This is a genomic window from Kitasatospora sp. NPDC001132, from assembly GCF_053598415.1.
Genome location: NZ_JBSFKF010000006.1, coordinates 159,231 through 172,155, shown reverse-complemented (window position 1 = coordinate 172,155; position 12,925 = coordinate 159,231). Strand labels below are relative to the sequence as shown.

The following is a 12,925-nucleotide window of genomic DNA, read 5'->3' as shown; positions in this document are numbered from 1 at the left end:
GGCCGGTGCTCAGCCGCCGAGCCGGTCCACCGAGGTCACCCGGACCACCGCCCGGCCCTCCTCGTCCGAGCCGTACAGGTCGACCTCGGCGCTGATGCCCCAGTCGTGGTCGCCCTCCGGGTCGTCGAAGATCTGCCGGACCCGCCAGGCGGAGTCCTCCTCCTCGATGATCAGCATCTTCGGGCCGCGCGCGTTCGGGCCGGTGCCCAGGTCGTCGTACTCCTCCCAGTACCCGTCCATGGCGTCCGCCCAGCGGTCCGCGTCCCAGCCGTACTCGCCGTCCAGCTCGGCGAGCTCCTCGTAGTGCTCCAGTGCGCACAGCTCGACCCGGCGGAACATCTCGTTGCGCACCAGGACGCGGAAGGCGCGGGCGTTGGCGGTGACCGGCGCCGGCTTGTCGTCCAGCCGCACCTCGGCGGCCTGCGGCTCGGTCGGGTTGGCCAGCTGCTCCCACTCGTCCAGCAGGCTGGAGTCGACCTGGCGGACCAGCTCGCCGAGCCAGGCGATGACGTCCTTGAGGTCGTCGGTCTTCACGTCCTCGGGGACGGTCTGCTCCAGCGCCTTGAACGCGCCGGCGAGGTAGCGCAGCACGATGCCCTCGGTGCGGGCCAGCTCGTAGAAGCCGACGTAGTCCGAGAAGGTCATCGCCCGCTCGTACAGGTCGCGGACCACCGACTTCGGCTGCAGCTGGTGGTCGCCGATCCACGGGTGCGCCCGGCGGTACACCTCGTAGGCGTGGGTGAGCAGCTCCTCCAGCGGCTTCGGGTAGGTGATCTCCTGGAGCCGCTCCATCCGCTCCTCGTACTCGATGCCGTCCCGCTTCATCTCGCCGACGGCCTCGCCGCGCGCCTTGTTCTGCTGCGAGGCGAGGATCTGGCGCGGGTCGTCGAGGGTCGCCTCGACGACCGAGACGACGTCCATCGCGTACGAGGGGGAGGTCGGGTCGAGCAGCTCGAAGGCGGCCAGCGCGAAGGTGGACAGCGGCTGGTTGAGCGCGAAGTTCTCCTGGAGGTCCAGGGTGAGCCGGACGATCCGGCCCTCGGCGTCCGGCTCCGGCAGCCGCTCCACCACGCCGCCCTCCAGCAGCGAGCGGTAGATGGCGATCGCGGTGCGGATGTGCCGGCGCTGTGCGGCCTTGTCCTCGTGGTTGTCGGTCAGCAGCTTGCGCATCGCCTCGAAGGCGTTGCCCGGGCGGCCGATCACCGACAGCAGCATCGCGTGGCTCACCTTGAACCGGGAGACCAGCGGCTCCGGGTCGGCGGCGATCAGCTTGTCGAAGGTCTCCTCGGTCCAGCCGACGAAGCCCTCCGGCGCCTTCTTCCGCACCACCTTGCGCTTCTTCTTCGGGTCGTCCCCGGCCTTGGCGATCGCCTTGTCGTTCTCGATCACGTGCTCCGGCGCCTGGGCGACGACCTGGCCGACGGTGTCGAAGCCGGCCCGGCCGGCCCGGCCGGCGATCTGGTGGAACTCACGGGCGCGCAGGATGCGCACCCGCTGCCCGTCGTACTTCGACAGCGCCGTGAACAGCACCGTGCGGATCGGCACATTGACGCCGACGCCGAGGGTGTCGGTGCCGCAGATGACCTTCAACAGGCCCGCCTGGGCGAGGCGTTCGACCAGCCGGCGGTACTTCGGCAGCATGCCCGCGTGGTGCACGCCGATGCCGTGGCGCACGAAACGGGACAGGTTGCGGCCGAACTTGGTGGTGAAGCGGAAGTTGCCGATCAGCTCGGCGATGGCCTCCTTCTCCGCCTTCGAGCACATGTTGATGCTCATCAGTGACTGGGCCCGCTCCACCGCCTCCTTCTGGGTGAAGTGCACGACGTAGACCGGCGCCTGGCCGGTCTGCAGCAGCTCCTCCAGGGTGTCGTGCATCGAGGTGCGGCGGTACTCGTAGAACAGCGGCACCGGGCGGGTCGCGTTGCGCACCACCGTGGTCGGCCGGCCGGTGCGGCGGGTCAGGTCCTCCTCGAAGCGGCGGACGTCGCCGAGCGTCGCGGACATCAGCAGGAACTGCGCCTGCGGGAGCTCCAGCAGCGGGATCTGCCAGGCCCAGCCGCGGTCCGGCTCGGCGTAGAAGTGGAACTCGTCCATGACCACCTGGCCGATGTCGGCCCGGGTGCCGTCGCGCAGCGCGATCTGGGCGAGCACCTCGGCGGTGCAGCAGATGATCGGCGCGGTCGGGTTCACGCTCGCGTCGCCGGTCATCATGCCGACCTGCTCGGTGCCGAACATCTTCACCAGGTCGAAGAACTTCTCCGAGACCAGCGCCTTGATCGGGGCGGTGTAGAAGGTCCGCTGCCCCTCCGCCAGCGCGGCGAAGTGCGCCCCCGCCGCCACCAGGCTCTTGCCTGACCCGGTCGGCGTCGCGAGGATCACGTTGTTCCCCGACACCAGCTCGATCAGCGCCTCCTCCTGCGCCGGGTAGAGCGTGATCCCCCGTTCCTCCGCCCAGGCTGCGAACGTCTCGTACAGCGCGTCGGGGGTGGCGGGCTTCGGCATCAGATCAAGGAGGGTCACCCGGCTATCTTGCCTGCTCGCCGCCACCCCGGGCAAAGCCCGGAGCCGAGGGGAGCGGGCCGCCGGAGTGTGGCGGGCAGCCGTCCGCCCGGCCGCGGGTCTTCGTCGTCCGGGCCGGCGCCCTCCACACCTACTGGCTCCAGGCGGACGGCAGCCGGGGCGGACCGGTGCGGGCGGGCGGCCGGCACCGGGCATCGCCGTCGGCATCGACGGCTGCGTCCGCTACCTCACCGGCACGACGGCCACCACCTTCGGCGACCGGCAGACCCCGTCGCTCTGACGGCTGCCCCTGACCGCCCCCCGGACGTCAGGAACCGATGCGGGGGGCGGTACCGGCCAGCGTCACGGGGTTCCGGCACTCGTACGCGGTCGCGGCAGCCCGGCCGATCTTGAGGGCGATGTCCGCGTAGGCCTGATGTGCCTTGCCGAGGGTGGCGCCGTGGACGACGTCCCCGGAGACCAGGACGCCGATGTACTTCGGCGGGGGCTGGTCGCCGTCGTCCTTCGGGGCGTCGTAGTCGCACGGAACGTAGAGCCGAACCGCCGCGTTTCCGGGGACGATCCTGCTGGCCGTGATCCACCCGGTCGTGCCGGAGCCGAAGTCGAGCGGGATGACCGATCCGCCGCCGGCGTCGTTCTTCCGGTCGGCGTCGATCCGGTCGTGCGCCGGTCGGACGTCCGCGTCGAGCAGGATGGTCCCGCCGGGCCAGGAGACGAGGCACCGGGAGTCGCGGCTCCCCGACGCGGGCTTCGCGGGGGTGGCGATCTTGCGGGACGGCTTGGGCTCGGTGGCCTTCCCGTCCGTGCCCGCGAGCGGCTTCAGGTCGTTCGCACCGAGCACCCCCCAGCACGCGCTCCGTGGCAGCTCCACCGACTGCCAGGGTTTCCAGGCCCACAGCCCGCCGCCCACCGCCGCGACCACGGCGAGGGCGACGACTGCGTGCCAGGGGCGGACCCGGGACCGGCGCGGGGGCGGGTCGTCCGGGGACGGCGGGATGATGTGGGCGACGTCGGCCATTCCTCAGCGCTCTCGGTCGTGGCAGGTGGTGGGCTCGGGCGGTCAGCTCTTGGGGTAGACCGTGTCGTACGAGGTCTTGCCGCTGCTGTAGCCGGTGTTCTCCTCCTGGGCGGCTCGGCGGGCCACGTCGTTGATGTAGTTCGGGTCGGCGCCCGCGTTGCGGCCGGCCTCGCGGACGGCGTCGATGATCGCCTGCTGGGACTTGAGCTCGGCCGACTCCTTCGCGGACCCGGCCTCGTCGCTGGTGTCGTTGTGGGTGTCCACCTTGTAGCCGTTGGCGACGTCGTCCATGATCTGGTTGACCACGCTGTCGACGCCCTCACCGATCAGGGGCGCGCGCTCCTTGAGCGCGTCGCCGGCGAAGGACCAGATCTGGCCGGCGATCTCCCTCTTGGTGTCGATGGCGGCGTTGAACTCGGCGTCGCCGGCGGAGTGCTTCTGGTAGACCGCGTCGACCATCGCGCTGGTGATCAGGCCGTTGACCTGCCCGGCCGGCTTGGCGATGTTCTCGACCGCCACCGCCAGGTCCTTGTGCAACTCGGGGTGGGCCAGCACGTCCTGGATCTGGGCCGTGGTGTAGGCCTGCTGCCCTGCCGCGATCGTGGCGTAGGCGTCCGGGTCCTGGCCGAGTGTGCCGAGCAGGCGCCCGACCTGGCTCTGCTTGAAGAGGTGGGAGTCGGCTCCCGCCCCTTCCAGGGCGCCCTGGAAGGGGCCGATGTAGTTGGCGGTCATGTTCCCGAGGCTGCCGTTGAGGTTCGCGAACAGGCCGCCCTTGAGCAGGTCCGGGCCGTCCTTGGTGCCGAACCTCTCCACCACGTGGGACATGATGTCGTTCGTGCGGTATCCCCCCGTTTGCGCCGGCGCTAGCTGCCGGTGCCCTGCGGCTTGTTGAAGTTGGCCTGGATGTCCGAGTCGGTCTTGCTGTAACTCTGGCCCGTGGTCTGCAGGTTGGTGCCGATGTCGCCGACGGTGGTCTGCAGTCCGCCGGACTGGCTGGTCCAGGTGCCCCAGGCGGCGGTGAGCGCGCCGCCGAGGTTCCAGCCCTTGAGGGAGCCGGCCGCCGCGTTGACGTGCTCGCCGGGCTGGTCGCACTCGGTCTTGACGGCGTCCCGCAGGGCGAGGGCGTTCTGTGCGGCCTGCTGGAGCACGCCGGCGTTCACGGCGATGGTCTTGCCGCCGCCCGCCGGGTTCAACGAGACCGGTGCGGAGTTGGCCCCGGCGAGGTCCGGGAACTGCTTCTTCGCCTCTTCGGTCAGATTGCCCTTGTCGTCAAAGAGCCACGGATTCATGCGACGCTCGAATTCGAGGGCGGTCATTGTTTTGCCCCCCGGATAAAGATCGGCATGGATCGTACTATTTTTACGGCGAGGATTCGGTGAATTGAATACTGACATCCCGTTGACACCTGGTGAACCACCACAAGGACAACCCGTCCGCACTGTGCCGATCCGCACATTGCCCCGCACGCGGAGGCATGCCAGAGTGCCGAGCATGAACCATCCGCTCGCGGCCGAGCCGCGCCCCGCCGCCACCGGCCTCGCCCCCGCTCCCGCGCGCGTCTTCGACTGGCTCGACGAGACCGCCGTGATGCGCGCGGAGGCAGGGCTGAGGCGGACGCTGCGCAGCCGGGCGGCGGACGACGCGGTGCTGGACCTCGCCGGCAACGACTACCTGGGGCTGACCAGGCACCCGGTGGTCACCCGGGCCGCCGCGGACGCCGCGCTGCGCTGGGGCGGAGGTTCGACGGGCTCGCGGCTGGTGACGGGGACGACGGCCCTGCACACCGAACTCGAGGAGGAGCTGGCCGAGTTCTGCGGGGCGGAGGCCGCGCTGGTGTTCTCCTCCGGCTACACGGCCAACCTCGCGGCGCTGACGGCGCTCACCGACCCTGACACCCTGATCGTCTCCGACGCCTACAACCACGCCTCGCTGATCGACGGCTGCCGGCTCTCCCGCGCCGACGTCCACCGGGCCCCGCACAGCGCCCCGGCGGCCGTCGCCGAGGCGCTCGCCGGGCGGACGCAGCCGCGGGCGCTGGTGGTCACCGACTCGGTGTTCTCGGTGGACGGCGACGCGGCCCCGCTGCCCGGGCTGTCGGAAGCCGTCCGCGCGCACGGCGCCGCGCTGCTGGTGGACGACGCGCACGGGCTGGGTGTGCTCGGCCCCGGGGGCACCGGGGCGCTCGCGGCGGCCGGCCTCGCCGGGCAGCCGGACGTCGTGGCCACCGCCACCCTCTCCAAGTCGCTCGGCTCGCAGGGCGGCGTCGTCCTCGGCCCGCGCCGGGTGATCCGGCACCTCACGGAGACCGCCCGCACCTTCATCTTCGACACCGGTCTCGCCCCGGCCGCCGCCGGTGCCGCCCTCGCCGCCCTGCGGCTGCTGCGCGCCGAGCCGGCCCGCGCCGAGCGCGCCCGCGAGGTCGCCCGCACCCTGGCCCGGCAGCTCACCGCCGCCGGCCTGCACAGCTGCGAGCCCGAGGCCGCGGTCGTCTCCGTGCGCGCCCCGGGGCCGGAGGCCGCCGTCGCCTGGGCCGCCGACTGCCTGCGTGCGGGCCTCGCCGTCGGCTGCTTCCGCCCGCCGTCCGTCCCGGACGGCATCTCCCGGCTGCGGCTCACCGCCCGGGGAGATCTGACGGACGGTCAGATCGCCGAAGCCGTCCGCGTCGTCGCCGAGCTGGCCCCGCCCGGCGCGCGGGCCTGAGGGTCCGCAGCGAAGGGGACGGCTGCTACGTCTTCTTCGCCCGGCTCGGCTGGACCCGGGGCGGCTCGCCCTTCGCCTTGGGGTGGTCGGGCGGGTAGGGGAGTTCGCCGAGGCCCTCGTCGTGGAGCTGCTTCTCGTAGAGCTCCAGCAGGGGCTCCAGGCGGAACGCGTGCTGCTCCATCTCGGCGTTCGGATCGCCGAGTTCGGCGAAGCGGGCCGGGACGGTGCGCAGGTCGAAGTCCTCGGGGGCGGCGTCGTCGAGCTCCTCCCAGCGCAGCGGGGCGGAGGCGGTGGCGCGGGGGCGGGCGCGCAGCGAGTAGGCGGAGGCGATGGTGCGGTCGCGGGCCATCTGGTTGTAGTCGACGAAGATCCGCTCGCCGCGTTCCTCCTTCCACCAGGAGGTGGTGACCTTCCCGGGCATCCGCTGCTCCAGCACCCGGCCGAGCGCGATCACGGCGTGCCGTCCGTCGGTGAAGGTCCACTCGGGCGCGAGCGGCACGTAGACGTGCAGTCCGCGCCCGCCGGAGGACTTGGGCCAGCCGCGCAGCCCGTACTCCTCCAGCAGGGCGCGCAGTTCGTGGGCGGCGCGGACGGCGTCGTGGAAGTCGGTGCCGGGCTGCGGGTCGAGGTCGATCCGCAGCTCGTCCACGTGGCCGGTGTCGGAGCGGCGGACCGGCCAGGGGTGGAAGGTGAGGCAGCCCAGGTTGGCCGCCCACAGCACGGCGGCCGGCTCGGTGGGGCAGATCTCGTCGGCGGAGCGGCCGCTGGGGAACTCGATCCGGGCGGTGGGCAGCCACTCCGGCAGGCCCTTGGGTGCTCGCTTCTGGTAGAAGAACTCGCCGTCCACCCCGTCCGGGAAGCGCTGCAGGGTGGTCGGCCGGTCGCGCAGCCCGCGCAGCACTCCGTCGGCGACGGACAGGTAGTACTGCGCGACGTCCAGCTTGGTGAAGCCGCGCTCGGGGTAGTACACCTTGTCCGGGTTCGACAGCCGGACGGTGCGCCCGGCGACTTCCAGTTCCACGGCTGAGCCCATGCCCCTCACGCTAAGCGCGGTACGCCCGGCGCGCGCCCCGAGGCGAACCGGGCGAGGATCGGTCGCATGGACCTGCCCGTGATGCCACCGGTGGCGCCGATGCTCGCCAAGTCGGTGGCCCAGATCCCGCCCGGGATGCAGTACGAGGCCAAGTGGGACGGCTTCCGTTCGATCGTGTTCCGCGACGGCGACGAGGTGGAGCTCGGCAGCCGCACCGGCAAGCCGCTGACCAGGTACTTCCCCGAGCTGGTCGAGGCGTTCGGGCGGGAGCTGCCGCCGCGCTGCGTGCTGGACGGCGAGGTGGTGATCGCCCGGGAGGGGCGGCTGCGCTTCGAGGAACTGCTGGAGCGCATCCACCCCGCCGCGAGCCGGGTGAAGCTGCTCGCCGAGCGGACCCCGGCCTCCTTCGTCGCCTTCGACCTGCTCGCCCTCGGCGACGAGAGCCTGCTGGACGAGCCGCTGTCGGTACGCCGCCCGGCCCTGGAGGCCGCGCTCGCCGACGCCGCCGACCCGGTGTTCACCGCCCCCGCCGCCACCGACCTCGACCTCGCCCGGACCTGGTTCGCCGAGTTCGAGGGCGCCGGGCTGGACGGGGTGGTCGCCAAGCCGCTGGACCAGCCGTACCGGCCGGGGGAGCGGACCATGTACAAGATCAAGCACGAGCGCACCGCCGACTGCGTGGTGGCCGGCTACCGCGAGCACAAGAGCGGCCCGGTGGTCGGCTCGCTGCTGCTCGGCATCTTCGACGACGACGGCAGGCTCCAGCACGTCGGCGTCTGCGCCGCCTTCTCGATGGCCCGCCGCCGCGAACTCGCCGAGGAGCTGGCCCCGTTGCGGATGGCGGACGTCTCCCGGCACCCCTGGGGCGCCTGGGCGGACGAGGCCGCGCACGCCGGGGGCCGGCTGCCGGGCGCCGTCAGCCGCTGGACCGGCGGCAAGGACCTCTCCTGGATCGCGCTGCGCCCCGAGCGGGTGGTCGAGGTCGCGTACGACCACATGGAGGGCACCCGGTTCCGGCACACCGCGCAGTTCCGCCGCTGGCGGCCGGACCGCACGCCGGAGAGCTGCACCTACGCGCAGTTGGAGGAGCCGGTCTCGTACGACCTCGGCAGGCTGCTGGGGATCTGACGTGCTGGGGGCCCGACGCGATGCCGACGTTCCGCCGACGCACTGTCGGCGGAACGTCGGCGAAACGCTCGGAACGTGCTTCAGGAGAGGTGCAGCGTGGCGGTGCTGGTGGGCGAGGCCGTGGGGGACGGGGTCGGCGTGGCCATCGGACTCGGCGACGGCGAGGCGGTGGGCGACTCCGGCGGCGAGGTCGTCGGCGACGTGGTCGGCGAGGGGGAGCCCGTCGGTGAGGGGGAGCCCGTCGGTGAGCCCGTCGGTGAGGGGGAGGCCGTCGGCGAGCCCGTGGTGGGCGCGGTGGGCAGCGTGTAGACGTTGTTCGGCGAGACGATCTGGGTGATCGCCCGGGCCACGAGCGTCGAGGGTTCCGAACCGTCGTGGGCGATGTCGGTGTTGAGCAGGACGACCAGGCCGGCCTTCGCCTCCGGCAGGTGGAGCACCACGGCCTCGTACCCGGGCAGCGAGCCGTTGTGGCCGATCCAGCCGTGGGTGGTGAACACCCCGAAGCCGTAGCCCAGGTCGGGGGTGTCTCCGGCGGGCTTGAACTTCAGCCGCTCCGCCTGGGTGGCGGGCTTGAGCAGTGGCTCGCCGGTGGCCAGCACCTTCGACCAGGTCTGCAGGTCCGCGAGGTCGGAGATGGCGGCGCCGGCCGCCCAACCCCAGGACGGGTTCCAGGTGGTGGAGTCCTCGACGGAGCCGCTGGCCGTCTGGTTGGTGTAGCCGTGGGCGTGCGGGTCGGGGAAGGTCGCGTCGGTCGGCAGGCTGGTCTTGGTGAGCCCGGCCGGGGCGAACACCTGCTGGTCCAGGAAGTCCTGGAGCGGCTGCCCGCCGACCTTCTCGACCACCAGGCCGAGCAGGATCAGGTTGGTGTTGGAGTACTCGAACTTGGCGTCCGGCGCGAAGTTCGCCGGGTGCTTGAACGCGAACCCGAGCAACTGGTCCGGGGTGAAGGGCCCGTTCGGGTCGTTGAAGACCGCGTTCCGGAAGTCGGAGTCCAGGGTGTAGTCGAACAGGCCGCTGCGCATCTCGCCGAGCTGACGCAGGGTGATGCCGTCGCCGCCGGGCACGTTCGGGACGTACTTGGAGATCGAGTCGTCCAGGCCGAGCTTGCCCTGGTCGACGAGCCGCAGGATGCCGGTGGTCGTGAAGGTCTTGGTCACGCTGCCGACCCGCATGTACAGGTCGGGCGACATCGGCGTCCCGGCGTCCTTGTCGGCGACGCCGAAGGTGCGCTGGTAGCTGCCGTCGGGGGTGGTGTAGCCGACGATCACCCCGGGGATGGCGGCCTCGCTCATCACCTGGTTGATCGCGGTGTCCAGCCGGCTCATGACGTCCGGGGTGAGCGCCACCACTCCGCCGGTGGGGCTGCCGGTCGGCGTGGCGGTCGGGCTGAGCGCGGCCGGCTCGGCGGTGACCGCCGGACCGGCCTGCGCGGGCGACGAGTCCCCGGAGCAGGCGGAGACGGCGAGCAGGCCGCTCAGCGCGAGGGCGGCGGAGGCCGCCCGTACGGACCTGGGCACGGCCGGACGCGGAGAGCGGGGTACCCGTACGGAGCGGGGAACGGCCGGTCGGGGCCGTCGGGTGTCGGTCATCGGCGCAGGCGCCTCTCTGGGGCGGGCGGCCCCTTGGCGACGAAGGGCCCCGGAGCGCGGCTCGGCCGGGCCGGAGCACTGCTCCACGGGGCCGCGGGGGAGCGTCGCCACCGTAAGCACCGCCGCCGTCCGGCCGCGCGCGGGTCCGTGCCCGGCTGGACCGAACGGGAGCACCGTCAGCCGAGTGCCCCGCCCGGCTGGCGGTCCGCCGTCACCCGCCCCGGGGCCGTGGTCGGGCCCCGCCGGAGTCACGCCCGCCGCCTCCGCGCTCGGCCGGACGGGTGAGCACCGGCATGCCGCACCGGCCTGCGAGCGCGGCTCGGGCACGATCGTTCAGCCCAGCTGTGGCCGCCCTTAAGAATTCCTCGATGGACCGCGCCCCCTCCGACCAGGCAGATTGCTGCCTGCCCGGAGCGCGCCCCGTCAGGAGCGGCCGAACCGGGCCCCCTCGGCCTGCCCCCGCACCCGCAGGCCGTTCCACCCGCACGTCAGGAGCCGCCGTGAAGGCACTCGTCAAGCAGCAGGCCGAGCCCGGGCTCTGGCTGATGGACGTCCCCATGCCCGAGATCGGCCCCGGCGAGGTGCTGATCAAGGTGCTGCGGACCGGCATCTGCGGCACCGACCTGCACATCCGCAAGTGGGACGGCTGGGCCCAGCAGACCATCAGGACCCCGCTGGTGCTGGGCCACGAGTTCGTCGGCGAGGTCGCCGAGATCGGCGCCGGCGTCGCGGACGTCGCGGTCGGCGACCTGGTCAGCGGCGAGGGCCACCTGGTCTGCGGCAAGTGCCGCAACTGCCTGGCCGGCCGCCGCCACCTGTGCCGCAACACCGTCGGCCTGGGCGTCAACCGCGACGGCGCCTTCGCCGAGTACGTGGCCCTGCCCGCCTCCAACGTCTGGGTGCACCGGGTGCCGGTCGACCTGGACGTGGCCGCGATCTTCGACCCGTTCGGCAACGCCGTGCACACCGCGCTGTCCTTCCCGCTGGTCGGCGAGGACGTGCTGGTCACCGGCGCCGGCCCGATCGGCATCATGGCCGCCGCCGTCGCCAAGCACGCCGGCGCCCGCAACGTGATGATCACCGACGTCTCCTCGTACCGCCTCGACCTGGCCCGCGAGGTCGGCGTGACGCTGGCGCTGGACGTCTCCCAGCACACCATCGAGGAGGGCCAGCAGAAGCTCGGCCTGCGCGAGGGCTTCGACGTCGGCCTGGAGATGTCCGGCCGCCCCGAGGCGATGCAGTCGATGATCGCCAACATGACCCACGGCGGGAAGATCGCCATGCTCGGCCTGCCCGCCGAGCAGTTCCCGGTGGACTGGGCCTCGATCGTCACCTCGATGATCACCATCAAGGGCATCTACGGCCGCGAGATGTTCGAGACCTGGTACGCGATGTCCGTGCTGCTGGAGGGTGGTCTGGACCTCAGCCCGGTGATCACCGGCCGCTACGCCGCCACCGACTTCGAGGCCGCCTTCGACGACGCCGCGAGCGGCAACTGCGGCAAGATCATCCTCGACTGGACCGCCTGAGCCACCCCGCCGACGCAAAAGGAGCCTGCTGTGTTCGACAACGTGCGCGCCGACATCGCCACGACCCTCGACGAGATCCGCGAGGCCGGCCTGTTCAAGCCCGAGCGGGTGATCGGATCCCCGCAGAGCGCCGCGGTCACCGTGACCGCCGGCGGCCGCCCGGGCGAGGTGCTGAACTTCTGCGCCAACAACTACCTGGGCCTCGCCGACCACCCCGAGGTGCTCGCCGCCGCCAAGGACGCCCTGGACCGCTGGGGCTACGGGATGGCCTCAGTCCGCTTCATCTGCGGCACCCAGGACGTCCACAAGGAACTGGAGGACCGCCTCTCGGCCTTCCTCGGCCAGGAGGACACGATCCTCTACTCCTCCTGCTTCGACGCCAACGGCGGTGTCTTCGAGACCCTGCTGGACGACCGCGACGCCGTCATCTCCGACGCGCTGAACCACGCCAGCATCATCGACGGCATCCGGCTCAGCAAGGCCCGCCGCCACCGCTACGCCAACCGCGACCTCGCCGACCTGGAGAAGCAGCTCCAGGACACCCAGGACGCCCGCCGCCGCCTGATCGTCACCGACGGCGTGTTCTCCATGGACGGCTACGTCGCCCCGCTGCGCGAGATCTGCGACCTGGCCGACCGCTATGACGCCATGGTCATGGTGGACGACTCGCACGCCGTCGGCTTCGTCGGCGCGGGCGGCCGCGGCACCCCCGAACTGCACGGCGTGATGGACCGCGTGGACATCATCACCGGCACCCTCGGCAAGGCGCTCGGCGGCGCCTCCGGCGGCTACGTCTCCGCCCGGCGGGAGATCGTCGCCCTGCTGCGCCAGCGCTCCCGCCCGTACCTGTTCTCCAACTCGCTGGCCCCGGTGATCGCGGCCGCCTCGCTCAAGGTGCTCGACCTGGTCGAGAAGTCCAACGAGCTGCGCGAGCGGCTGGCGGCCAACACCGCGCTGTTCCGGACGAGGATGACCGAGGCCGGGTTCGAGATCCTGCCCGGCGACCACCCGATCGCCCCGGTGATGATCGGCGACGCGGCCGAGGCCGGCCGGCTCGCCGAACTGCTGCTGGAGCGCGGCGTGTACGTGATCGGCTTCTCCTACCCGGTGGTGCCGCACGGCCAGGCCCGGATCCGGGTGCAGCTGTCCGCGGCGCACTCCACCGAGGACGTCGAGCGCGCCGTCGCGGCCTTCGTGGACGCGCGCGCCGCGCTGGGGGAGTAACCCCGCCCCAGGCTGCCCGCGGGCCGGACCGCTCGGAACCGGACCGGCCCGCGGGCTCACAACTGCCGTGGGGGGGGGGGGGTGGCCGGGGGCGGCGCACCACCCGCGCGCAGCCCCCAGCGCCCCCCAGCCGGCGCGGGGGGGGGAGGGCGGGCCGGCGCGGGCGGGCCCGCCCGCCGGGGGC

At 72.4% G+C, this 12,925-nt stretch carries 10 protein-coding genes; 4 read left to right on the top strand and 6 right to left on the bottom strand.

The window, feature by feature from the left end; all coding sequences use genetic code 11:
• Positions 1–9: 9 nt before the first annotated feature.
• The 4 genes from ACWDBE_RS10885 to ACWDBE_RS10870 all read right to left on the bottom strand — a co-directional run bounded on the left by ACWDBE_RS10885 (position 10) and on the right by ACWDBE_RS10870 (position 4,854).
• Positions 10–2,502, bottom strand: a complete 2,493-nt coding sequence (locus ACWDBE_RS10885) for a DEAD/DEAH box helicase (protein ID WP_449793182.1) — start codon at positions 2,500–2,502, stop codon at positions 10–12.
• A 325-nt stretch (positions 2,503–2,827) separates the two neighbouring features.
• Positions 2,828–3,538, bottom strand: a complete 711-nt coding sequence (locus ACWDBE_RS10880) for a hypothetical protein (RefSeq protein ID WP_449807749.1) — start codon at positions 3,536–3,538, stop codon at positions 2,828–2,830.
• 42 nt (positions 3,539–3,580) lie between these two features.
• Positions 3,581–4,354: a hypothetical protein gene (locus ACWDBE_RS10875; protein WP_449807748.1), complete on the bottom strand. Its 774-nt coding sequence runs from the start codon at positions 4,352–4,354 to the stop codon at positions 3,581–3,583.
• Positions 4,355–4,401: 47 nt separating this feature from the next.
• A complete protein-coding gene (locus ACWDBE_RS10870) occupies positions 4,402–4,854 on the bottom strand; it encodes a WXG100 family type VII secretion target (protein ID WP_449793174.1) in 453 nt (150 codons plus the stop codon).
• A gap of 175 nt (positions 4,855–5,029) precedes the next feature.
• Here ACWDBE_RS10870 and ACWDBE_RS10865 point away from each other — a divergent pair, with 175 nt between their 5' ends.
• Positions 5,030–6,238 (top strand): 8-amino-7-oxononanoate synthase, encoded by a 1,209-nt coding sequence (locus ACWDBE_RS10865; RefSeq protein ID WP_449793175.1) that lies wholly within the window; start codon positions 5,030–5,032, stop codon positions 6,236–6,238.
• Between the two features lie 25 nt (positions 6,239–6,263).
• Here ACWDBE_RS10865 and ligD read toward each other — a convergent pair whose 3' ends face one another.
• Positions 6,264–7,271 carry a non-homologous end-joining DNA ligase gene (gene ligD / locus ACWDBE_RS10860; protein WP_449807747.1) on the bottom strand — a complete coding sequence of 336 codons (1,008 nt, stop codon included), beginning with the start codon at positions 7,269–7,271 and terminating at the stop codon, positions 6,264–6,266.
• Between the two features lie 66 nt (positions 7,272–7,337).
• On the opposite strand from ligD, the gene ACWDBE_RS10855 reads away from it, so the two are divergent.
• A complete protein-coding gene (locus ACWDBE_RS10855; RefSeq protein ID WP_449807746.1) occupies positions 7,338–8,399 on the top strand; it encodes an ATP-dependent DNA ligase in 1,062 nt (353 codons plus the stop codon).
• Between the two features lie 80 nt (positions 8,400–8,479).
• Here ACWDBE_RS10855 and ACWDBE_RS10850 read toward each other — a convergent pair whose 3' ends face one another.
• Positions 8,480–9,916 carry a serine hydrolase domain-containing protein gene (locus ACWDBE_RS10850; RefSeq protein WP_449807745.1) on the bottom strand — a complete coding sequence of 479 codons (1,437 nt, stop codon included), beginning with the start codon at positions 9,914–9,916 and terminating at the stop codon, positions 8,480–8,482.
• Positions 9,917–10,488: 572 nt separating this feature from the next.
• On the opposite strand from ACWDBE_RS10850, the gene tdh reads away from it, so the two are divergent.
• Entirely contained in the window at positions 10,489–11,517 is a 1,029-nt protein-coding gene (tdh, locus tag ACWDBE_RS10845; protein ID WP_449793179.1) for an L-threonine 3-dehydrogenase, read from the top strand.
• Positions 11,518–11,547: 30 nt separating this feature from the next.
• Positions 11,548–12,741, top strand: a complete 1,194-nt coding sequence (locus ACWDBE_RS10840) for a glycine C-acetyltransferase (RefSeq protein ID WP_449793180.1) — start codon at positions 11,548–11,550, stop codon at positions 12,739–12,741.
• The last annotated feature ends 184 nt before the right edge of the window (positions 12,742–12,925 follow it).